The organism is Faunimonas sp. B44 (genome assembly GCF_052655945.1).
Map to the genome: position 1 here is coordinate 226,072 of NZ_JBQYEX010000004.1, position 22,210 is coordinate 248,281.

Annotated in this window: 18 protein-coding genes, 1 tRNA gene and 1 other RNA gene; 11 read left to right on the plus strand and 9 right to left on the minus strand. The window is 69.6% G+C overall.

Annotated elements, in window-relative coordinates; translation table 11 throughout:
• Positions 1–24 precede the first annotated feature (24 nt).
• The 3 genes from ACUN0C_RS09960 to ACUN0C_RS09970 all read right to left on the minus strand — a co-directional run bounded on the left by ACUN0C_RS09960 (position 25) and on the right by ACUN0C_RS09970 (position 4,040).
• The gene (locus tag ACUN0C_RS09960) at positions 25–1,305 is read right to left on the minus strand and encodes a cytochrome b (RefSeq protein ID WP_445466202.1); all 1,281 of its coding nucleotides are present in this window, start codon (positions 1,303–1,305) and stop codon (positions 25–27) included.
• 23 nt (positions 1,306–1,328) lie between these two features.
• Positions 1,329–1,889 (minus strand): ubiquinol-cytochrome c reductase iron-sulfur subunit, encoded by a 561-nt coding sequence (gene petA, locus ACUN0C_RS09965; RefSeq protein WP_445466525.1) that lies wholly within the window; start codon positions 1,887–1,889, stop codon positions 1,329–1,331.
• Between the two features lie 273 nt (positions 1,890–2,162).
• Positions 2,163–4,040 carry an ABC transporter ATP-binding protein gene (locus ACUN0C_RS09970; protein WP_445466203.1) on the minus strand — a complete coding sequence of 626 codons (1,878 nt, stop codon included), beginning with the start codon at positions 4,038–4,040 and terminating at the stop codon, positions 2,163–2,165.
• A gap of 225 nt (positions 4,041–4,265) precedes the next feature.
• Here ACUN0C_RS09970 and ACUN0C_RS09975 point away from each other — a divergent pair, with 225 nt between their 5' ends.
• Together ACUN0C_RS09975 and ACUN0C_RS09980 are read left to right on the plus strand one after the other, a co-directional pair.
• Entirely contained in the window at positions 4,266–4,706 is a 441-nt protein-coding gene (locus ACUN0C_RS09975; protein WP_445466204.1) for an EamA family transporter, read from the plus strand.
• A gap of 66 nt (positions 4,707–4,772) precedes the next feature.
• Positions 4,773–5,864, plus strand: a complete 1,092-nt coding sequence (locus ACUN0C_RS09980; protein ID WP_445466205.1) for a restriction endonuclease — start codon at positions 4,773–4,775, stop codon at positions 5,862–5,864.
• Between the two features lie 18 nt (positions 5,865–5,882).
• Here ACUN0C_RS09980 and ACUN0C_RS09985 read toward each other — a convergent pair.
• Positions 5,883–5,958 (minus strand) — tRNA-Lys (locus tag ACUN0C_RS09985).
• A 110-nt stretch (positions 5,959–6,068) separates the two neighbouring features.
• Here ACUN0C_RS09985 and betB point away from each other — a divergent pair.
• Together betB and ACUN0C_RS09995 are read left to right on the plus strand one after the other, a co-directional pair.
• A complete protein-coding gene (gene betB / locus ACUN0C_RS09990; RefSeq protein ID WP_445466206.1) occupies positions 6,069–7,535 on the plus strand; it encodes a betaine-aldehyde dehydrogenase in 1,467 nt (488 codons plus the stop codon).
• 13 nt (positions 7,536–7,548) lie between these two features.
• The gene (locus ACUN0C_RS09995; protein WP_445466207.1) at positions 7,549–8,439 is read left to right on the plus strand and encodes a mechanosensitive ion channel family protein; all 891 of its coding nucleotides are present in this window, start codon (positions 7,549–7,551) and stop codon (positions 8,437–8,439) included.
• Between the two features lie 9 nt (positions 8,440–8,448).
• On the opposite strand, the gene ACUN0C_RS10000 is transcribed toward ACUN0C_RS09995, so the two are convergent.
• Positions 8,449–9,243 (minus strand): thymidylate synthase, encoded by a 795-nt coding sequence (locus ACUN0C_RS10000; protein ID WP_445466208.1) that lies wholly within the window; start codon positions 9,241–9,243, stop codon positions 8,449–8,451.
• Between the two features lie 41 nt (positions 9,244–9,284).
• Here ACUN0C_RS10000 and ssrA point away from each other — a divergent pair.
• The 5 genes from ssrA (at position 9,285) to ACUN0C_RS10025 (ending at position 12,223) form a co-directional block, all read left to right on the plus strand.
• Positions 9,285–9,643, plus strand: a transfer-messenger RNA (tmRNA) gene (gene ssrA, locus ACUN0C_RS10005).
• Positions 9,644–9,714: 71 nt separating this feature from the next.
• Entirely contained in the window at positions 9,715–10,233 is a 519-nt protein-coding gene (locus ACUN0C_RS10010; RefSeq protein ID WP_445466209.1) for an SspB family protein, read from the plus strand.
• Positions 10,234–10,290: 57 nt separating this feature from the next.
• Positions 10,291–11,730, plus strand: coding sequence for a class II fumarate hydratase (gene fumC, locus ACUN0C_RS10015; protein WP_445466210.1), 1,440 nt, complete (start codon positions 10,291–10,293; stop codon positions 11,728–11,730).
• A gap of 6 nt (positions 11,731–11,736) precedes the next feature.
• Positions 11,737–11,961 carry a DUF4169 family protein gene (locus tag ACUN0C_RS10020; RefSeq protein WP_445466211.1) on the plus strand — a complete coding sequence of 75 codons (225 nt, stop codon included), beginning with the start codon at positions 11,737–11,739 and terminating at the stop codon, positions 11,959–11,961.
• A 16-nt stretch (positions 11,962–11,977) separates the two neighbouring features.
• Positions 11,978–12,223, plus strand: a complete 246-nt coding sequence (locus tag ACUN0C_RS10025; RefSeq protein WP_445466212.1) for a ribbon-helix-helix domain-containing protein — start codon at positions 11,978–11,980, stop codon at positions 12,221–12,223.
• A gap of 1,515 nt (positions 12,224–13,738) precedes the next feature.
• Here ACUN0C_RS10025 and ACUN0C_RS10030 read toward each other — a convergent pair.
• The 3 genes from ACUN0C_RS10030 to ACUN0C_RS10040 are packed head-to-tail and all read right to left on the minus strand — an operon-like array spanning position 13,739 to position 19,622.
• Positions 13,739–14,485, minus strand: a complete 747-nt coding sequence (locus ACUN0C_RS10030; protein ID WP_445466213.1) for an SAM-dependent methyltransferase — start codon at positions 14,483–14,485, stop codon at positions 13,739–13,741.
• Positions 14,486–14,543: 58 nt separating this feature from the next.
• Positions 14,544–18,200, minus strand: a complete 3,657-nt coding sequence (locus tag ACUN0C_RS10035) for an AsmA family protein (protein ID WP_445466526.1) — start codon at positions 18,198–18,200, stop codon at positions 14,544–14,546.
• Positions 18,201–18,218: 18 nt separating this feature from the next.
• Positions 18,219–19,622, minus strand: a complete 1,404-nt coding sequence (locus ACUN0C_RS10040) for an FAD-binding oxidoreductase (RefSeq protein WP_445466214.1) — start codon at positions 19,620–19,622, stop codon at positions 18,219–18,221.
• A gap of 136 nt (positions 19,623–19,758) precedes the next feature.
• On the opposite strand from ACUN0C_RS10040, the gene ACUN0C_RS10045 reads away from it, so the two are divergent.
• Positions 19,759–20,205 carry a thioesterase family protein gene (locus ACUN0C_RS10045; RefSeq protein WP_445466215.1) on the plus strand — a complete coding sequence of 149 codons (447 nt, stop codon included), beginning with the start codon at positions 19,759–19,761 and terminating at the stop codon, positions 20,203–20,205.
• Positions 20,206–20,255: 50 nt separating this feature from the next.
• Here ACUN0C_RS10045 and ACUN0C_RS10050 read toward each other — a convergent pair whose 3' ends face one another.
• Positions 20,256–20,789 (minus strand): hypothetical protein, encoded by a 534-nt coding sequence (locus ACUN0C_RS10050; protein WP_445466216.1) that lies wholly within the window; start codon positions 20,787–20,789, stop codon positions 20,256–20,258.
• Between the two features lie 272 nt (positions 20,790–21,061).
• On the opposite strand from ACUN0C_RS10050, the gene ACUN0C_RS10055 reads away from it, so the two are divergent.
• Positions 21,062–22,036: a PRC-barrel domain-containing protein gene (locus ACUN0C_RS10055; RefSeq protein ID WP_445466217.1), complete on the plus strand. Its 975-nt coding sequence runs from the start codon at positions 21,062–21,064 to the stop codon at positions 22,034–22,036.
• Positions 22,037–22,210: the final 174 nt, after the last annotated feature.

Genomic DNA, 22,210 nt, shown 5'->3' on the forward strand with positions numbered 1-22,210 from the left:
GCTCTGCCCTGTCCTTTTGCCATGTCAGCCCCTGGTGTCCGGCGAAGCCGGCGCGCCTGCTGGCCTGAACGGACCGCCGCCCTTCTTGCTGAGCACCGCATCGGCGATCGAGGCCGGCCGCGGCTTCGGCGTCTCGAACAGGCCGAGAAGCGGAAGGATGACGAGGAAGTGGAGGAAGTAATAGGCGGTGAGGATCCGCGCCGCGATGACGTAGCCGCCCTCCGCCGGCTTCGCGCCGAGCCAGCCGAGGCCGATGCAGACCAGGACCAGGATCCAGAAGAACTGCCGGTAGAGCGGCCGGTAGTTCGCCGAGCGCACCCGCGACGTGTCGAGCCACGGCAGCACGAAGAGGATCGCGATCGAGGCGAACATCGCGATCACCCCGCCGAGCTTGGACGGAATGGCCCGGAGGATCGCGTAGAACGGCAGGAAGTACCATTCCGGCACGATGTGCGCCGGCGTCACCAGCGGGTTCGCCTTCACGTAATTGTCCGGGTGGCCGAGGAAGTTCGGCTGGTAGAACACGAACCAGGCGAACAGGATGAAGAACAGCACCAGCGCGAAGCCGTCCTTGATCGTCGCGTGCGGCGTGAACGGCACGACGTCCTGCTTCGACTTCACCTCGATCCCGGTCGGGTTCGTCTGCCCGGTCACGTGCAGCGCCCAGACGTGCAGGATGACCACGCCGGCGATCATGAACGGCAGCAGGTAGTGCAGCGAGAAGAAGCGGTTGAGGGTCGGGTCGCCGACCGCGAAGCCGCCCCACAGCCAAGTCACGATCGAGTTTCCGACGAGCGGGATCGCGGAGAACAGGTTGGTGATGACCGTCGCGCCCCAGAAGCTCATCTGGCCCCACGGCAGCACGTAGCCCATGAAGGCCGTCGCCATCATCAGGAGGAAGATGATGACGCCGAGGATCCACAGGAGCTCGCGCGGCTCCTTGTACGAGCCGTAATACATGCCCCGGAACATGTGGATGTAGACCGCGATGAAGAACATCGAGGCGCCGTTGGCGTGCAGGTAGCGCAGCAGCCAGCCGTAGTTCACGTCGCGCATGATCTTCTCGACCGACTCGAACGCCATGTCCGCGCTCGGCACGTAGTGCATGGCGAGGACGACGCCGGTCAGGATCTGCACGATCAGCATGACGCTGAGGATGCCGCCGAACGTGTACCAGTAGTTGAGGTTGCGCGGGATCGGGTAGGCGACGAAGGAATCGTAGAGGAGCCGGGTCGCCGGCATCCGGGCATCGAACCACCGGCCGACGGCGGTCTTCGGCTGATAGCGGGGAAAATGATCGTGCATGGTCGGGGCTCTCGTCGGGCGGATCAGCCGATGCGGATGGTGGTGTCGTCCACGAAGGAGAGCGTCGGGACGAGGAGGTTCTCCGGCGCCGGTCCCCGGCGGATGCGGCCCGCCGTGTCGTAGTGCGAGCCGTGGCAGGGGCAGAACCAGCCGCCGTAATCGCCCTGCTGCCCGAGCGGCACGCAGCCGAGATGGGTGCAGATGCCGACCATGACGAGCCACTGCTCGTAGCCCGCCGGCGCGCGGTTCTCGTCCGTCGCCGGCGCGCTGGCATCGACGTTCTCGTTGCGCGCCAGCGGGTCCTTCAGGTCGCCGAGGGGCACGCTGCGCGCCTCCTCCATCTCCGCTTCCGTGCGGTTGCGGATGAAGACCGGCTTGCCGCGCCACATCACCGTGATCGACTGGCCGGGCTGGATCGAGGAGATGTCGACCTCCACCGAGGCGAGCGCCAGCGAGGCGGCATCGGGGTTCATCTGGTCGATGAAGGGCCAGACCGCCGCGGCCGCGCCGACGGCGGCGAAGGCGCCGGTCGCGATCAGGAGGAAGTCCCGCCGGGTCGGCGCGCCCACCTCGTGCGGCTCGATGTGCTTGGCCTCTGGCGCTGCGGTTATCGGATGGGTCGTCGTGTCAGCCAAAGCTCACCCTCTCGCGTATCGCCGACCAGGTCGGCGCAACCGGCGTCGTCATCGGCGGCTTCCGGGGAAGATCGGATCGGCCAGCCGAACGCCCGCGGCGCGACGGCTGCCTTCCGCCGCAGGCCTTTTGTCACCGTTCAAAAAAGGTGTCCAGTCGAGGCCGCGGCGGAATGCCAGAATGTCGCAAGTTTTCCGCCGCAAGAGGAATCGGGCGGCCGCGGCTCAGACCAAAGCGAGCCGCCCGTCGGCCTCGGCGGCGAGGAAGCCGCCGGACTGCCGCTCCCAGAGGCGGGCATAGAGGCCGTCGCTGCGCAGGAGGTCGGCGTGCCGCCCCTCCTCCACGATGCGGCCGTCGTCGAGCACCACCAGCCGGTCCATCGCGGCGATCGTGGAGAGCCGATGGGCGATCGCAACCACGGTCTTGCCGGCCATCAGGTCGGCGAGGCTCTCCTGGATCGCGGCCTCCACCTCCGAATCGAGCGCCGCCGTCGCCTCGTCGAGGACGAGGATCGGCGCGTCCTTCAGGATCACCCGGGCGATCGCGATGCGCTGGCGCTGGCCGCCGGAGAGCTTCACGCCGCGCTCGCCGACATAGGCGTCGTAGCCGGTGCGGCCGCGCGGATCGACCAGGCCGGCGATGAACTCGTCCGCCTTGGCGGCCGCGGCCGCGGCGCGGATCTCCTCTTCGCTCGCGTTCGGGCGCCCGTAGCGGATGTTGTCGCGCACCGAGCGGTGCAGGAGCGAGGTGTCCTGCGTGACGACCCCGATTGCCGCCCGCAGCGAATCCTGCGTGACGCCCGCGAGGTCCTGCCCGTCGATCCGGATGCTGCCGCTTTCCAGGCCGTAGAAGCGCAGGAGCAGGTTGACGATGGTCGACTTGCCCGCCCCGGACGGCCCGACCAGCCCGACGCGCTCGCCCGGGCGGATCGACAGCGACAGGTCCCTGATGACGCGGCCGCCCTCCGGATAGCGGAAGTTCACGCGCTCGAACGCGATCGCGCCGGAGCGGACCACCAGCGGCGCGGCGTTCGGCCGGTCGGGCAGCCCGTTCGGCTGGGCGATCGTGGCGATGCCGTTCTCCACCGTGCCGACGCTCTCGAAGAGCGAGGTGATCGAGCGCAGGATCCAGCCCGACATCTGGTTGAGCCGGAGCGACAGCGCGTTGGCCGTCGCGATCGCGCCGAGCGTCACCTGCCCCTGCGTCCACAGCCACACCGACAGCGCCGCGAGCGCGAAGATGAAGACCGAGTTGATGACGGTGAGCGCCGCCGTCATCGTCAGGATCGTCCGGTTCATGGCGCGCGCCGCCTCGAGCTGGCGGCTGAACGCCTCGCGCCCGAAGCTCTCCTCGCGGTCGGCATGGGCGAAGAGCTTGACCGACAGGATGTTGGTGAAGCCGTCGACGACCCGGCCGGTGAGGCCCGAATTCGCCTCCGACATCGCGGCGGCGCGCTCGCGCACCGGCGGCACCAGCGTCGCGATCACGATCGCATAGGCGATCATCCAGCCGACGAGCGGCAGGAACAGCCGCCAGTCGAAGCCGGCGAGCATGGCGAAGGTGCCGGCGAGGTAGATGAGGAGGTACCAGACGCCGTCGATGACGTTCACCACGCTCTCGCGGATCGCCATGCCGGTCTGCATGACCTTCTGGCTGATGCGGCCGGCATAGTCGTTCTGGAAGAAGCCGAGGCTCTGGCGCAGCACGTAGCGGTAGCTCTGCCAGCGAACGAGCGTGGAGAGGCTCGGCGTGATGGCGAGCGTCACGAGCCCGCGCGAGAGCACGGTGAAGAGCGGGCGGCCGATGAGCAGGACCAGGCTCATGAAGACGAGCAGCCCGGCATTCTCCGAGATGAAGGTCGCCTGCGTGCCCGCCGCCATCCGGTCGACCAGCGAGCCGAGGAAGGCGAAGAGCGACAGCTCGATGATGGAGGCGACGAACGACACCGCGAGCGTCGCCGCGATCAGGCCCTTCAGCGGCGCGAGGAAATGGCGGTAGAAGCGGACGAGCGTCGCCGGCGGCTGTTCGACGGGCGCCGGCCGGAGCGGGTCGATCCACCCTTCCAGCCCGCCATAGCTCAGGAACCGCTGCAGCAAATCCACACCCGATCCGGATCGGCCCCGCCGGAGAAGCAGCGGCGCATCTGGGAAACCGCAGCCTATCTAGTGTCCGCCGCCGACGTTTTCGAGCGGGAGGGACGCAAACGGAAGCCGGCTTTGGCACGTCTCGTCCATCAGGGCGGATTCGCCCTATGATGCGTGCGACTTCCCCGCAGCGCGGCAGCCACGCGCCGCCTGCTCGCCATCGGCTGAACCTGGAGGCACGCCGTGACGCACGCATTCCCCTCGCCCTGGCTGTTCTGGGCGCTCGCCTCCGCGGCCTTCGCGGCGCTCACCGCAATCTTCGCGAAGATCGGGGTGAGCGGCGTGGACTCCGATTTCGCCACGATGGTGCGGACCGTCGTGATCCTCCTCGTCTCGGCGACGATCGTCGCAGTCGCCGGAAAATGGCAGCAACCCTCCACGATCTCGGGCCGGACCTGGCTTTTCCTCGTGCTGTCCGGCATGGCGACCGGCGCGTCGTGGCTCTGCTACTTCCGCGCGCTGCAGCTCGGCGATGCGGCGCGGGTCGCGCCGATCGACAAGCTCAGCGTCGTGCTCGTCGCGATCTTCGCGGCCCTGTTCCTCGGCGAGCGGCTGTCGGCCGTGAACTGGGCGGGCGTGACGCTCATAGCCGCCGGCGCCGTCCTCGTCGGCTACCGGGCGTGATCAAGCCCACGGCCCTTCTCGCTGCGCAGTCCCGCCGTTCACGTCGACAGGCACAGTTCCATTAACGTGATCCGCTACAGTGAAGCCCAGCGCGGAGTGCAGGAGATCGGTGGGAGCGTCATGAAACGCCTTTGGATGGTCCGGTTGGGAAAGTTCGGCGAGCAGGAAGCTCACGCACTCGCGACAGGGGAGCTTGCGACCGGTTGGATCACGGCCGACCTTGCTCCGCTCCAGGACAGACAGGCGATCTTGGGCGCGGTCGAGGCGGCGTACCCGACCGAGAAGAGCGGAACGCTGCAGAACTGGGCGGTTCAGCTGAACCAGCTGCGCAACGAGATCCGGATAGGCGACCTCACTGTCACCCCGCTGAAGACTACCGGCCAGGTCGCCGTTGGGGAGGTGGTCGAGGGATATCGTCGAACCGATGACGGCCGGCCTGCACTGAAGGTCAAGTGGTTGCGAACGGACTTGCCTCGCGATGCGATCAAGCAAGACTTGCTCTACAGCTTGGGCGCCTCACAGACGGTCTGCGAGATTGCCCGGAATGAAGCCGCGGAGCGGATCTTGGCGGCTGCGAAAGCAGGTAAAGACCCGGGTCCCTTGGCGACGACGCTCCCGAAGAAGACATCGGGGATCCTTGATGCCGGTGCTGAGCCCGAGGAGTCGGTCGACCTTGCCATCAACGCGCAAGACCAGATCGAGCGCAGCGTGGCCGCCAGCTTCTCGGGCCATGCATTCACCCAGCTGATAGCGGAAATCTTGAAGGCTCAGGGCTTTCAGGCTCGAGTTAGCCCTCCCGGCAGCGACAAGGGCGTCGACATCGTCGCGGGCCAGGGCACGCTCGGCTTCGATCGGCCGCTGCTCGTCGTCCAGGTCAAGTCGGGCGGGATCGTTGCCGACCAGCCGACGCTGCAGAGCTTGCTCGGGTCGGTTCAGGACACCCACGCCGACTACGGCCTTCTGGTGAGCTGGAGCGGCTTCACGCAGGCGGTGCGCCAACGGACGAACGACCTCTATTTCCGTGTGCGCCTCTGGGGCCGGGCCGAGGTCATGGACGCCCTGCTGTCCGTATACGACCGTTTGCCCGAGGAGATCAGGACCACACTGCCGCTGCGCCGGATATGGGCCCTGGTCCCGACCGACGGGGAAGCGGAATGAGGGGAGCACTGAAAGCATTGGTGGGTGTAGTAGGGCTCGAACCTACGACCCGCTGATTAAGAGTCAGCTGCTCTACCAACTGAGCTATACACCCGGGATGCGAGCCGCCTTATAGGGACCGCGGACGCGTTCCGCAAGGCTCGTTTGGCGCGTCGCGACGGAACGCGCCCGGCGACGGCCAGCCCTGCCCGCGAGGAGAATGTGGTGAAGATCGCGCCCGTGCTCAAGTCCCGGATCGCGGGCGAAGACGTCGCGCCGGAGGCCGGCGACCGGTTTGCCGACCTCAACCCGGCCACCGGCGAGGCGCTCTGCGAGGTCGCGGCCGCGGACGCGGCCATCGTCGACGCCGCGGTCGCGGCGGCGCAGCGCGCGCAGCGCGAATGGGTGGCTATGCCTGCAGCCGAGCGCGGCCGCGTGCTGAACCGCGTCGCATCGCGCCTGCGCGAGCGGAAGATGGAGCTCGCCCGGCTCGAGGTGCTCGACACGGGCAAGCCGATCCAGGAGGCGCCGGAGGCCGACATCGGCTCGGCCGCCGATTGCTTCGAGTTCTTCGCCGGGCTGACGCAGATCATCCACGGCACGCACATGCCGTTTGGAGCGGACGCCTTCGGCTACACCCGGCGCGAGCCGCTCGGCATCTGCGCCGGGATCGGCGCGTGGAACTACCCGATCCAGATCGCGAGCTGGAAGGCGGCGCCCGCGCTCGCCGCCGGCAATGCCATGATCTTCAAGCCGAGCGAGCTGACGCCGGTCACGGCGCTCGCGCTCGCGCGTATTGTCGAGGAGGCGGGCGCGCCGAAGGGCCTCTTCTCCGTCGTCCTCGGCGGAGGCGAGGTCGGCGCCGCGCTCGCCGACCATCCCGGCATCGCGAAGATCTCGCTCACGGGCTCCGTGCCGACGGGCAAGCGCATCATGGCCGCCGCGGCCGCAACCCTGAAGCGCGTGACGATGGAGCTCGGCGGCAAGTCCGCGCTGGTCGTCTTCGACGATTGCGACCTCGACGATGCGGTCTCCGCCGCGATCCTCGGCAATTTCTACACCCAGGGCGAGATCTGCTCGAACGGGACCCGGGTCTTCGTCCAGCGCGGCGTCAGGGCCGCGTTCCTGGAGAGGCTCGTTGCCCGCACCGCCGCGATCCGCGTCGGCGACCCGCTCGACCCGGCGACCCAGATGGGCCCGCTCGTCTCCGAGGGGCACCTGGAACGGGTGCTCGCTTATGTCGAGGCCGGCGAGGCGGAGGGCGCCAGGCTCCTGACCGGCGGCCGGCGCATCGCCGAGCCGCCCCTCGCCAGGGGCTATTTCATGCGCCCCGCATTGTTCGACGCCTGCGAGGACGGCATGCGTATCGTCAGGGAGGAGGTGTTCGGCCCGCTCATGAGCGTGCTCGCCTTCGACACCGAGGACGAGGCGGTCGCACGCGCCAACGCCACGCCGTTCGGGCTGGCCGCCGGAGTCATGACGCAGAATCTCGGCCGGGCCCACCGCGTGGCCGCGGCGCTCGAGGCCGGGATCGTGTGGGTGAACAGCTACAACGTGACCCCCATTCCCCTCCCCTTCGGCGGGTCCAAGCAGTCCGGCATCGGGCGCGAGAACGGCCTCGCCGCGCTCGACTTCTACACCGAGCGCAAGAGCGTCTACGTCAATCTCGGGCGCGTCGAGGCGCCCTACTAGAGCGGAGCGGCGGATGGACCTGACAGATGCACCGGCGGAACTCGGCGCCGCCGCCGCGATGGCCTGGGCCTGGGCCGTCGCCTTCCTGCCGCGCATCGCCACCGCGCTCCTCATCCTCGCCATCGGCTTCGTGCTGGCGAACTGGGCGGCGCGGCTCGTCCGGCGCCTCATCGGCCGGACCGGGCATCTCGATCCGACCGTCCAGCCGATCCTCGGCACGGTCGCGCGCTACGCCGTCCTCATCCTCGTCCTCGTCGCCGCGCTCGGGCAGCTCGGCGTCCAGACCGCCTCGCTGCTCGCCGTGCTCGGCGCGGCCGGCCTCGCCATCGGGCTCGCGCTGCAGGGCACGCTCCAGAACATCGCCGCCGGCATCATGCTCATCTACCTGCGACCGTTCCGGGTCGGCGACTTCGTCGAGCTGCCGAACGTCTCGGGCATCGTGAAGGAGATCGGGCTGTTCGTGACCGAGCTCGATACCTTCGACGGGATCTTCTACTTCGTCCCGAACTCGGAGATCTGGAACAAGCCGCTCAAGAACCACAGCCGCAACGCCCGCCGCCTGATGACCATCCAGATCGGCATCGCCTACGCGGCCGACCCGGCCGAGGCGCGCCGCGTCCTCCTCGCAATGGCCGCGGAGGACCCGCGCGTCCTCGCCGAGCCCGCCCCCTACGTCTACGTCGATTCCTATGGCGACAGCGCCGTCACCATCGCGTTCCGCGCCTGGGCGCCGACGGCGGTCTTCTGGGACGTGCAGCGCGCCATGATCGAGGAGGCCAAGCGGCGGCTGGAGGCGGCCGGCATCGAGATCCCCTTCCCGCAGCGTATCGTCCACGTCGTTTCCGACGGCCCGGCGAAGCCCGCCCCTCCGGCGCTCGCCGGTCCGGAGGAGGCCCGCCCGTGAGCGGAGCCGTCAGACCGCGACGGCGGCCTTGATGTGCGGGTGCGGCTCGTAGCCGGCGAGCCTGAAATCCTCGTAGCGGAAGTCGAAGATCGAGCGCACCTCGGGATTGATCTCCATCCGCGGCAGCGGGCGCGGGGCGCGGCCGAGCTGCTCGCGCGCCTGCTCGACATGGTTGGCGTAGAGATGCGCGTCACCCAGCGTGTGGACGAAGGCGCCGGGGCGGAGCCCGGTCACCTGCGCCATCATCTGCGTGAGGAGCGCATAGGACGCGATGTTGAAGGGCACGCCCAGGAAGATGTCGGCCGAGCGCTGGTAGAGCTGGCAGGAGAGCCGGCCGTCCGCGACGTAGAACTGGAACAGGCAATGGCAGGGCGGCAGCGCCATGCGGTCGATGTCGGCGGGGTTCCACGCCGAGACGATCAGCCGGCGCGAATCGGGGTTGCGGCGGATCTCCTGCTCGACCCAGGCGATCTGGTCGATCGCGCCGCCGTCGGGCGTCCGCCAGGAGCGCCACTGGCGGCCGTAGACCGGCCCGAGATCGCCGTTGCCGTCGGCCCATTCGTCCCAGATCGTGACGCCGACGGCGTTCAGCGTGCGCACGTTGGTGTCGCCGGCGAGGAACCAGAGCAGCTCGTGGATGATCGACTTCACGTGCAGCTTCTTCGTCGTCGCCAGCGGGAAGCCGTCGGCGAGGTCGAAGCGCATCTGGTGGCCGAACACGGAGAGCGTCCCGGTCCCGGTCCGGTCGGATTTCCGGGTGCCTTCGGAGAGCACGCGCGCGAGGAGGTCGAGATATTGCCGCATGGGGCGACCCTTAGACGATTCCGCCGGCTCGCGCGCCGCAGGCCCTTCAATTCGCCGATTCCATCCCCTATATTCAGTCGTGCCGGTCGCACCGGCTATGGCGATAAATGGTCTGTGGAATAAGCCTTTCGGACCCGGGGGCGGTACCCGGCGCCTCCACCATGAACGGTGACGCGATCACCGCTGATGATGGGGGCGAAATAGGCTCGACGAGGGTGTAAAGACAGCGCTTTCGCCCGGCATGGTACCGCCGTTATCGGACCGAACAATAGTTGCCAACGACAACTATGCTGAGGCTCGCCTCGCTGCGTAATGCAGCGTGACGGCTTCGAATAAAGCCCTGGGCCGTTAGCACGGTTCAGGCGGGGTCAGGAGGCGCCTGGCAACAGAAGCCTCCACTTCCTTCCTTATTGCCGCTCCCCCCTCTGCTGCCGTTGCGCGGCCGGGGTCCACGTTCTAGGTTCTGCCGCGATGACCCAGGATCTCATCCGTTACGATGTCCTCGCGCAGGACGCGCTGCGCGGCGTGGTGCAGAAGGTTCTCGCCGAGGTGGCGCAGACCGGGCTGCCGGGCGAGCACCATTTCTTCGTCACCTTCCGGACCCACGACCCGGGCGTGCGCGTGTCGTCGCGGCTGCGCGAGAAGTACCCGCAGGAGATGACCATCGTCCTGCAGCACCAGTTCTGGGACCTGATCGTCGGCGAGACCGCCTTCGAGGTCGGCCTCTCCTTCAACGGGATCCCCGAACGGCTCCACATCCCGTTCCGGGCGATCGTGGCCTTCGTCGACCCGCATGCGAGCTTCGGCCTGAAGTTCGACGCCCACGCCGCCGGCGAGGGCGAGGGCGCCGAGGAGGCGACCGGCACGGAGCTCGTCGCCGCCGGCGCGCCCGAGCCGGAAGCCGACGTCATCGACGACGAGCGCCCGGCCGCCGGTGCCGCCGGTGCCGACGTCGTCTCCCTCGATTCCTTCCGCAAGAAGAACAGCTGAGGGCGCGCGGGCGCCCCGCTCTTGCGCCCGCCCCGCTCTTGCGCGCGGCGCCGGGTAATGGGAAATGCGGCCCGCAAGAACCGTAGAGTCTCCAGCCAGGGCAGTCCCATGAGCACGCGCACCGAAACCGATTCCTTCGGACCCCTCGAGGTCCAGGCCGACCGCTATTGGGGTGCGCAGACCCAGCGCTCGCTGCAGAACTTCCGGATCGGCGGCGAGACCATGCCGGTGCCGCTCGTCCGCGCGCTCGGCATCGTCAAGCGTGCCGCGGCGATGGCGAACCGGGATCTCGGCCTCCTCGACGCCGCCCGCGCCGAGGCGATCGCCGGCGCCGCCCAGGAGGTGATCGACGGCCGCATGAACGACCATTTCCCGCTGGTCGTCTGGCAGACGGGCTCCGGCACCCAGACCAACATGAACGCCAACGAGGTGATCTCCAACCGGGCGATCGAGATCCTCGGCGGCGCGATGGGCTCCAAGAAGCCCGTCCACCCCAACGACCACGTCAACATGAGCCAGTCGTCGAACGACACCTTCCCGACGGCCATGCACATCGCGGCCGCCGAGCAGATCGTCCACAATCTGGTGCCGGCGCTGCAGCACCTGCGCAACGCGCTCAGCGTCAAGGCGAAGGCCTTCGCCCCCATCATCAAGATCGGCCGGACGCACACCCAGGACGCCACGCCGATCACGCTCGGCCAGGAATTCTCCGGCTACGTCGCGCAGCTCGACTACGGCATCCGCCGCGTGAAGCAGGGCTGCGAAGACCTTTTCGAGCTCGCCCAGGGCGGCACCGCCGTCGGCACCGGCCTCAACAGCCATCCGGACTTCGCCCACGGTTTCGCCGAGAAGGTGGCGGAGATCACCGGCCTCCCCTTCCGCACCGCGCCGAACAAGTTCGAGGCGCTCGCCGCCCACGACGCCTACGTCTACGCGCACGGCGCGCTCAACACGGTGGCGGTGTCGCTCTTCAAGATCGCGAACGACATCCGGCTTCTCGGCTCGGGGCCGCGCTCCGGCCTCGGCGAGCTGATCCTGCCGGAGAACGAGCCGGGCTCCTCCATCATGCCGGGCAAGGTCAACCCGACCCAGTCGGAGGCGCTCACCATGGTCTGCGTGCAGGTCATGGGCAACCACACGGCCATGACGGTCGCCGGCAGCCAGGGCCATTTCGAGCTCAACGTCTACAAGCCCGTGATGGCCTACAACATGCTGCAGTCGATCCGGCTCTTGGCCGACGCGGCCGTCTCCTTCGCCGACAATTGCGTCGTCGGCATCGAGGCGAACGAGGCGCGCATCAGCGAGCTGGTGGGCCGCTCGCTGATGCTCGTCACGGCGCTTGCCCCGAAGATCGGCTACGACAACGCGACCACCGTCGCCAAGACCGCGCACAAGAAGGGCACCACCCTTCGGGAGGAGGCGGTCGGGCTCGGCTTCGTCACCGAGGACGAGTTCGACGAGGTCGTCCGTCCCGAGCTGATGATCAGCCCGCGGTAGCGCCCGATGGCGGACGCGCCGATCAACCTCCGCCAGGCGCGCAAGCGCCGCGCGCGCGAGGAGCGCGAGAAGGAGGCGGCCGCGAACCGCACCCGGTTCGGCCTGAGCCGCGCCGAGCGCGATCGGAGCGCGGCCATGGACGCGCTCGAGGAGCGGCGACACGAGGCGCACAGGCTCGGCCCCGGCGCCCCCACCCCCGACGGCCGCCATACCCGCGACGACCCGGACTGAGGAGCCCGGAGCAACCTTGCGCAAGCGATCGGTGAACCTCCGCGGCCACGCCACCAGCGTTTCGCTGGAGGACGCCTACTGGGCGGAGCTCAAGCGCATGGCGAGCGCCGAGGGCATCACCGTCACGGCGCTCATCGGCCGCATCGACGAGGCGCGCGGCGAGGAGAACCTCTCGTCCCGCCTGCGCCTCGCAGTCCTCGACGACCTCCGCACCCGCGTCGCGCGGCTCGAGGCGGAGCGGGCGGAGCGCGGGCCGGCGTGACGGACTGCCCCCCGCCCCGCCCCCTGTCGTCATCGCCGGACTTGATCCGGCGATCCACAAGCAGCGCCGCCCCTGCGGCACGGCCGCACTGGATGCCCGCGTCCAGCCCGGGCAGGATGACCGAACGGGAGGAGCCGCAGATGATCGACAGCACCCCCCCGGCCCCACACTCTGTCGTCATCGCCGGACTTGATCCGGCGATCCAGGCAACGCCACGCCTGCTGGATGCCCGGGTCAAGCCCGGGCATGACGACAGTGTGCGCGCAGGCGCAGAGCGACAATGTGCCGGGAAGGGCAGAACACCAGCGTTCAGGGAGGCGAGGTGACGGACCAGTCAAGCACCGGCGCTTCCAAGCCTGAACCGCCCTCGCCCCACCCCCTGTCGTCATCGCCGGACTTGATCCGGCGATCCAGGCAGCGCCACCCTTGTGGCACGGCCGCACTGGATGCCCGGGTCAAGCCCGGGCATGACGACAGTGGGTGTGGAAACGCGGACCATCCGCCGTATCCGCACCACGCGAAACGGCACAACCTTTAACCTCCCCCTCGCGGGGAGGTCGAAAGCGGCGGAGCCGCTTTCGGGAGGGGGGCGCGGCGCCTCCGCTTCCCCGGAAGCCCGATCGATTCTCGGCCCCGAGAGCGACAGGCGCTCGTCCCGCAGCACGGTCCAGCCCCCTCCCGCCCCACCCGCTGTCGTCATCGCCGGACTTGATCCGGCGATTCAGGCAGCGCCACCCCTGCGGCACGGCCGCACTGGATGCCCGCGTCGAGCCCGGGCAGGACGACAGAACGGGAGGAGCCGCAGGTGGCCGACCGCACCGCCCCCGCCCCACACTCTGTCGTCATCGCCGGACTTGATCCGGCGATCCACAAGCAGCGCCACCCAGCGGCACGGCCGCACTGGATGCCCGCGTCGAGCCCCGGCAGGATGACAGAGCGGGAGGAACCGCAGACGTTCGACCACACCGCCCCCGCCCCGCCCCCTGTCGTCATCGCCGGACTTGATCCGGCGATCCAGGCAGCGCCACCCCCGCGGCACGGCCGCACTGGATGCCCGGGTCGAGCCGGGGCAGGACGACAGTGCGAGAGGAAACGCAGCTGATCGACCGCACCGCCCCCGCCCCACCCCCTGTCGTCATCGCCGGACTTGATCCCGCGATCCAGGCAGCGCCTCCTCCGCGGCACAGCCGCACTGGATGCCCGGGTCAAGCCCGGGCATGACGACAGAGCGGGAGGAGCCGCAGACGTTCGACGGCACCGCCCCCGCCCCACCCCCCTGTCGTCATCGCCGGACCTGATCCGGCGATCCAGGCAGCGCCACCCCCGCGGCACCGCCGCACTGGATGCCCGGGTCGAGCCCGGGCATGACGACAGAGCGGGAGGAGCCGCAGACGTTCGACGGCACCGCCCCCGCCCCACACTCTGTCGTCATCGCCGGACTTGATCCGGCGATCCACAAGCGCCACCCCTGCGGCACGGCCGCACCGGAATCGCCAGAACGCCGATCGCCTCGTGTCACCGCGCCATCAGCGCGAACGCGCCCCAGCCCAGGTATTCGCGCGTGTACGCGGCGTAGCGTACGGGTTCCGAGGTCAGCTGAGCCCGAACCTCCTTCGCGAAATCGTCGTCCGGATTGCCATCCAGCCACCGGCGCATCGTGAGCCACTTGGCCGCCTCGTACCTGTCCCAGCTATCCTGGTCTGCGAGCACCATTTCCACGACGTCGTAGCCGAGCCTGCCGAAGGACGCGAGAAGCTCCGGAAGCGTGAGAAAGTCGGCGACCGAACCGGCAAGGCATCCCTTCGCAACGTCTTCCGTCGGCGGCACGCGCAGCCAGTACGGCTCGCCGACGAGGATGATCCCTCCGGTGTGGAGGCTCTGCGCCAGGAGTTCGATGGTGCCGGCGACGCCACCGCCGATCCAGGTGGCACCGAGGCAGGCTGCCACACCGACCTTCTCGTCGGCCACATGGCCGGCAGCGTCGCCGTGGATGAATTCGACGCGATCGGCGACCCCGAGCTCTTCGGCGCGCAGCTTCGCCTGCTCGGTGAACAACCGGCTCATGTCGATGCCGGTGCCGCCGATCCCGTGATCGCGCGCCCAGGTGCACAGCATCTCGCCCGAACCGCTGCCGAGGTCCAGCACACGCGTCGCCGGTTCCAGGCGCAATGCCGCGCCGAGCGTGGCGAGCTTTTCCGGTGTGAACGGGTTGTGGATGCGGTGCGCGCTCTCGGTGACGTTGAAGATCCGGGGAATGTCCACTGCAGACTCGCCTTTCGCGCCTGGACCGTCTCCGTGAACCGGAAACGGCCCGAACCACCTACTGCAGCGCCGGGGCCGGGAGCGGCTCCTCCAGCGCACGGAGAAGGGCGTTCGGCAGTGCGGGCGCCGGGTCCGCGGGCCGCGCCCGCGAGCTTTCCTGGCGCGGCGGCGGCGGTTCCGGCGCAGGCTGAGATGCGGGCGCCTCCTGCGCCGCCCGGCGCGCTTCGGCCTCCGCCTCCGCTTCGGCCTCGGCCTCCCGGCGCCGCGCCTCCGCCTCCTCCGCTTCGCGCTTCTGGCGGGCCGTCTCCTCCCGCTGCAGCCGCATCTGCCGCATCAGCCGGTCGCGCTCGGCGATCTCGCTCTGGAGCTTCTCGACCCGCTCCACCTCGCGCTCGAAGGCGCGCACCGTGAGGAACCCGAGCAGCGGCGTCACGTCGAGGCTGCGCGTCGGCTCCATGACGGGCCCGCGGAAGGAGAGCCCCACCTCCGGATCGGCGCCCGTCACCTTCTCCGTGCCCGGATCGACCTTCAGCGACCAGTCGCTGGCGATCTCCATTCCATCGAGGTCGAGGCTCGCGCTCCCGAGCACCGTCGCGCTCTCCGCATCGACGGAGAGCGTCGAGACGCGCACGATGCCGGACGACACGGAGAAGGATCCGGTGGCGCGTTCGAAGGCCAGCGTCCCGGCATCGAGATGGCCTTCGAAGGCGGCCTGCACGGCGTCGCGCTCGAGGTCCAGCCCGGCATCGGCGGCGCGGATGACGGAGCCGAAGGCGAGCGGGTTGATGCCGCGCACCAGTCCGTCGGCGAGCGTGAACGAGCCGCTCCCGGACAGGCTCGCGACCAGCCCCGCCAGCGAGCGGCCGGTTCCGTTCATCTCGAAGGCGAGGTCGAGCGCTCCGGTTGCGACCGGGCGGCCCTCGGGACGCCAGATCACCTCCTCCAGCCGGGCGCCGCGAAGCGCTGCGCGCAGGGCGACGTCCGCCTCGCCGTTGCTGAGCGCGGCCGTCATGGCGCCGTCCAGCATGCCGCCGGCGAACTCGCCGCGCACCGTGTCGAGCGCGAGCCGCCCGTTGCCGTAGACGAGCGCGAAGCTCGCGTTCCGGGCCGGATCGCCGACGCCGAGGTCGAGCGTCTCGGCCGACACCTTCACGTCGAGGGCGAGGCCGGCGGGGATCGCCGCCGCGAACGGCGCATCCGGCCAGGCGGCGTCGCCACGCGCGACGCGGGTGCCGGCGATGATCCCGGACAGGACCGGGACGGACGCCGAGCGCACGCCGAGATCGCCCGTGATCCGCAGCCCGTCGCGCGACCGGAGCGTGAGGCTGCCGGTGACGGGCTCGCCCTCGACGCTGGCGGAGGCGAGGGCGAGGTCGAGCGCGCCCGGCGCCGCCGAGAGCCGGCCCGACAGGGCGAGCGCGTGGCCCTCGCCCAGGCCCGGCAGCGCCAGCCCGCCGAGAAGGAGAAGGGGATCCACGTCCTCGCTGCTGAGGGTGAGGTCGCCGCCGAGGCGCGGCACGCCGGCCTCGATCTTGCCCGTGCCGTCGAACTCGAAGCCGACATTCGCCACCTCGCCGCGGACCGAAACCGTGCTCTCTTCGGCAAGCGGGCCGTCGAGGCGGATGGCGAGCCGGGCCGGGCCGCTGCCAGCGACCGGCACGGGCGAGAAGCCGAGCTGGCGGAGGAGGCGGGCGCTGTCGTCGCTCACCGCCAGCACGTCCGCCCGGCCGAGCCAGCTTGCGGGGCTCCCGACCGAGCCTTGGCCGCCGAAAGTCGCGGTGAGGCGCGTCCCGGCGAAGGTGCCGACGACGTCGCCCGCCACCGCGCCCTTCTCCGCCTGCCCGGCCGTCATGGTGAGTTCCGCATCGAGCGGCGTCAGGCTCGGCGCGACGGCGGCGAAGCGGCCGACCGCCGCGCTCTCGGGCAGGAGGTCGCGCAGGAAGGCGACCGCGCCGGCGAGGTCCTCGGCCTTCACGCTCGCATCGAAGCGGCCGGAGGGGTCGCCGAACGGATCGCTGATGCGGCCGCGCGCCGTGACGCTCGCGCCGGCGAGATCGCGGATCGACAGGCGGCGCAAATCGAGGCCGTTCGCCTCCAGCGAGGCGTCGATGGCCACCGCGCTCGCCTCGACGCGGCCGGCGACGACCTTGTCCGCCTTCAGGTTCACGATCATCTGGTCGACCGCGCCGGTGGCGATCGTGCCGCCGCCGAAGAGGTCCACCAGCGCCCGGGCGCGGTCGAGGTCGAGCCGGTCGGCGCTGAGGTCGACGGCCACGAAGGCCTGGTCGGTGCGCTGGAACTCGCGCCTGGAGAGCGAGCCGCGCACCGTCCCGCCGCCGAAATTCGCGACGATCGCGCGCGCCTGGCGCGACAGCGGCTCGAGCGAGACATCGGCCTCGACCGTGAAGCCGTCGAGGCGCGCGGCCCTTCCGCCGCCGCCGCCGCGCCACCACGCGGCGAGCGCCGCGGGGCGCTGCGCGTCGATCTTCGCATGGCCGCTGAAGCTTGATGCGGCGCCGACGCGCAGTGCGCCGGCGACATCGAGGCGGGTCTCGCCGGGCAGCATCGCGGACAGCACGTCGATCCGCCAACCATCTGGCATGGTTGAGAAATCCGCGCCGATCGCCTGGATGACGCTGCCGCCGACCACCATCCCCCGCACATCCACCCGCGCCGTCCCCCCCACCCCCGCCACCGGAATCCGCTGGACGAGGGCTACGAGCGCCCCGATTGCGCGTTCGATGGAGACGGTCTGGCCGACCTCGCCCGCAAGCGCCCGGTCCACGTCGATCTGGCGTGCTTCCAGGGCGACGTCGAAGCTCGGCGACACCCCGATCTCGAACTGCGCCCTCCCGGTCGCCGTGATCGGCCGGTCGGGGGGCCCGTAGCCGATCTGAAGCTCCGGCAGCGCCAAGGCCTCTGGCGTCAGCTCGAACTCGGATTCCAGCCGGAGCGGAGACCACGGGGACGGCGCTCCCTCGGCGGCCAATCCGGCGAGCGCGAGCGTTCCCGAATAGACCGGCAGTTCGCCGGGCATCGCTTCGAGCGATCCGTTCAGCGTCAGCGTCAGCGGCAGACGGGCGGGGGCGATGGTCACGGAGATGGGCACGCGACCCTCGGTGAACCGTCCCGCCGCCAGCCGTGCCGTGAACGGCTGTCCGTCGAGGACGAAACCGGCATCGATCCGCCCCGGGCCGGTGAGCGCCTGCGCCTGCATCACGCCGTTCAGGGCGGCAAGATGCCACGACCGCCCGACGCGGCTGTCATGGATGTCGGCCGTGCCTTCCACGATCTCGACTTCGGCGAGCGAGATGCGGTTCGGGTCGAACCCATCTCCAAAGCCGATGCGCTCCGTCTCGGTGTCCGCGAGATAGGCGAGATCGAACCGGAACTGCGGCCGTTCCAGACGCATCTGGAGGATGTTGATCTCGCCTCGCAGGAGGGCCGCGAGTTCGATCTCGGCGCGGAAACGCTCGATCGTCACCTCCGGCATCTCCGGATCGCCGATCCGGATGTCCGTGAAGTTCACGACAGGGGTCGGCAGGAGGCGCAGATCCGCCTTTCCGGCGACCGTTACCGGCTGACCGACGACGGCGGAGACCTGATTCTCGAAGGTCCGCCGGTAGGCCGTCCAGTCGACGAGGAACGGCGCGATAAGCGCCGTGAACAGCACGACGATGATGGCGATGCCGAACCCGATATAGATCCTGTTCAGAACGCTCCTCCGTGTCCGTCAGAGCCGAACGACCTTGCCCGGGTTCATGATGTTGCGGGGATCGAGCGCCTTCTTGATCGCACGCATCACGTCGAGGGCCGGGCCGAGCTCGTATTCGAGGTAGTCCATCTTGCCCTGCCCGACGCCGTGCTCGCCCGTGCAGGTGCCGTCCATCGCGATCGCGCGTTCCGCGAGCCGGCCGAGGAGCGTCTCGACCGCCCGCACCTCCTCCGTGTCGTCGGTGTCGACCAGGACCGAGAGATGGAAGTTGCCGTCGCCCACGTGTCCGACGATCGGCGCGATCAGGCCGAGCCGTTCGCAATCCGCGCGGGCCTCGGCAACCGCCTCGGCGAGGCGCGAGATCGGGACGCAGACGTCGGTGGCGAGCACGCTGCCGCCCGGACGGAGCGTGCGCACGGCCCAATAGGCGTCATGGCGGGCCTGCCAGAGCCGGTTCCGGTCTTCCTCGCGCGTCTCCCAGCGGAAGTTCCCGCCGCCGTGCTCGGACGCGATCTCGCCGAAGACCTCGGCCTGCTCGGCGACGCCGGCTTCCGTCCCGTGGAATTCGAGGAACAGGGTCGGCCGCTCCGGCAGGTCCAGTTTCGAATAGAGGTTGCACGCGCGGACCTGCAACTCGTCCATGAGCTCGATCCGCGCCACCGGCAATCCGTACTGGATCGTGGCGATGACGGTGTTGCACGCATCCTGGACGGACGGGAAGCTACAAACCGCCGCGGATATCGCCGGCGGCAGGCCGTGCAGGCGGAGCGTCAGCTCCGTTATGATCCCGAGCGTTCCCTCCGAGCCCACCAGGAGGCGCGTGAGATCGTAGCCCGCGGAGGTCTTCTTCGCGCGCCGTGCGGTCCGGATGAGCGTCCCGTCGGCCATGACTGCCGTGACGTTCACCACGTTGTCTTTCATGGTCCCGTAGCGGACGGCATTCGTGCCCGAGGCGCGCGTCGCCGCCATGCCGCCGATGCTCGCGTCCGCACCCGGGTCGATCGGGAAGAACAGGCCGTGCTCGCGCAGTTGCCGGTTGAGATCCTTCCGGGTGATACCCGCCTCGACGACCACGTCGAGGTCCTCGGGATGAACAGCCAGGACCCGGTTCATGCGCGAGAGATCGATGCTGAGCCCGCCGGCGGGCGCATTGAGATGGCCTTCCAGCGACGAGCCGGTCCCGAACGGGATGATGGGCACGTCGTGCGCGGCGCAGAGACGGACCGCCTCCACCACGTCTGCGCCCGATTCCGCGAACAGCACCGCATCGGGCGGCTGGTTCGGTATCCAGGTCGTGGTATGGCCGTGCTGTTCGCGCACGGCGGTGGAGGTCGCGAGCCGCTCGCCGAACCGCTCCTTCAGGCGAAGGAGCGCGGTTCCGATGCCGCTTTCGTTCCGCGCCAGGGCAGAAACCGCTCGCATTCCCCTCACCCGTCCGAGCCCGCTCTCGTTGCGGCGACACTATCAAAATGCTTCACAGCGCCAAAGTGACAGAAAGGCAAGGCGAAATCGGGGTCCGCTCATGACTGCCACTTCCGCTCCGTTCCGGTCTTCCGTCATGTCCGTCGAGGAGGGCTGGATCGACTACAACGGCCACATGAACGTCGCCTACTACGTGCTGCTGTTCGATCGCGTCGTGGACCAGGCGTTCGCGACCATCGGGCTTGGCCCCGAATACGTCCGTGCGCGCGCGTTGTCCTATTTCACGGTCGAGCTGCACGTCTGCTATCTGCGCGAGCTCACCGCGCATGCGCCGGTGATCGGGACCGCCCAGCTCCTCGGCCATGACGACAAGCGCATGCGGCTCTACCTTGAGCTGACCCACGCTGAGGAGGGCTGGGTCGCCGCGTCGGCCGAGGAGCTCTTCCTCCACGTCGACCTCACGAGCCGACGGGCCGCGCCCTTTCCCGCCGATATCCGAGCTCGCCTGACGGCGATGCAGGCAGCGCACGCGGCGCTTCACTGGCCGGAGCGCGCTGGCCGGCCGATCCGCCTCGAACCCTGAGACGCGTTCCGCGCGGGCGTCCAGCCGCGACCAGGCGCGGAGCCTCAGCCTTACCGGATGGCCCAGGCGCCCACCAGCGGGCCCTCGGGGCCGGCTACCGGATCGGCTTCCGGCAGGGCGAGCTTCGCAATGGCGTGCTCGGCTTCCGGGATCGGGATGTCACCGGGACGGACGATCGCCCCGCTCTGCCCGGGAGGATAGGCTCCGACCACCGCGAAATCCGGGCTCGCAGCAGACAGCCGCCGGTGACCTGTTCCGGCCGGCAGCACGAGAACGTCGCCTGCCGTGAAATCCAGGGCGACGCCGGTTTCCCCTCCCAGGCCGATTTCCGCCGAGCCGGCGACGCAGCCGAGCACCTCGTGTCCGCTCACGTGGAAGTGCCAATAGTCGTAGAGGCCGTTCAGCCACCCGTTCCCCCAGCCGTTCCGGTGGAAGAGCGCCTGGCAAGCGCTCGGGCTCCGCAGGTCGGGAGCGAGCCCGCCGCGATAGCGGACGGCCGGAAGGGCACTGTTGGGAATCTCGCCCCACGGAGCGAGCCGGATCAGGTCTGCCGGCGATAGCCGTTCGCATTCCATTGCGTCCATGATGTCCCGAGCTCTCCGCGAGCATCCTTGCGTCAGAACGGCGCTTCCGCGGCTGTCGTTCCTCCCGCTCGTTTGCTCCGGCAGACGCTCCAAAGCAGCCGCGGCAAATTTTTTTCATGATTCGTGAACTGCAGGACGGAACTGAGCGCTTTGCCGGCTCTTATCCATGCAAATCGCATGGTGTCACGGCTAATGGCCGGGGCGCGGCGGTTTCACGGCTCGGATGTACCTGAGCGACACTGAGCAACAGAAAACAACTGCGGGAGATTGACATGACGAGCAGACTCCTGGCGGGCACCGCGATCGCCTGCCTCCTGGCCACCGGCGCGCTGGCGGCCGAGCCGGCCCATTCCGACTCCTCCTTCCAGATGGCGCAGGCCACCACGCCCCCGGCGGGCAGCGACACGGGCGGAGCGGCGACGATGCCTCCGGCCGGCGGAGCCGACACCTCCGCGCCGAGCGGCGACGCGGCGACCACCCCGCCGGCCGGCGGAGCCGATACGTCCGCGACCGGCGGCGCGAGCACGGCCGGCGGCGCGACCGACACCACAACGACCGACACGACGACGGGCGGCGCGACCGACACGACCACCACGACCGGCGGAATGGGCGGCGCGACCGACACGACCACGACCGACGCTGCGGGCGGCGCCAGCGACCCGGCCACCACCACCACCGGCGCGGCCGGCGGCGCGGCCGACACCACCACCACGACCGGCGGCATGGGTGGCGCGACCGACACGACGACCACCACGACCACCACGACGGATTCCCCGGCGACCGGCACCGACATGGCGACCTCGACGGGCGGCACCACGCCCATCGACAGCGCGTGGGTCACCGAGCAGGCCGAGAACCAGTGGCGCGCCAGCGACTATATGGGCAAGGACGTCTACAATCGCGAGGACGAGGACATCGGCGAAGTGACCGACCTCATCCTCGACGAGGAAGGCGGCATTTCGGCCATCGTCGTCGGCGTCGGCGGCTTCCTCGGCATCGGGCAGAAGAACGTCGCGATCGCCTACGACGCGGTCGAAATCCAGCGCGACGAGCAGCAGGAAGCCAAGCTCGTGGTGGACGGCAACAAGGACATGCTCGAGAACGCTCCGGAGTTCATCGACAAGGAGCAGCAGCGGCGTGAGGCCGACGCTGCCACCGGCGGCGCCGGCATGACCGGCGGCGGCATGACGGGCGGCGGCATGGGTTCGCCCAATCCGGCCGCTCCGGCGGGCGCAAACCCGCAATAATCGAGACGAAAGACTCCTCCCTTCGACCACTAGGGCCCGCAGAGATGCGGGCCCTTTTTCTTAGGCCGCGGCATTCGCCGCCGCACCTTCATTGCGTGCAGCCGACGCCGCCGCCATATGGGCGATCGGATGGCCGCGGACCGGCGCCCCTCGCAAGGTGCATCCCGTTGCCCT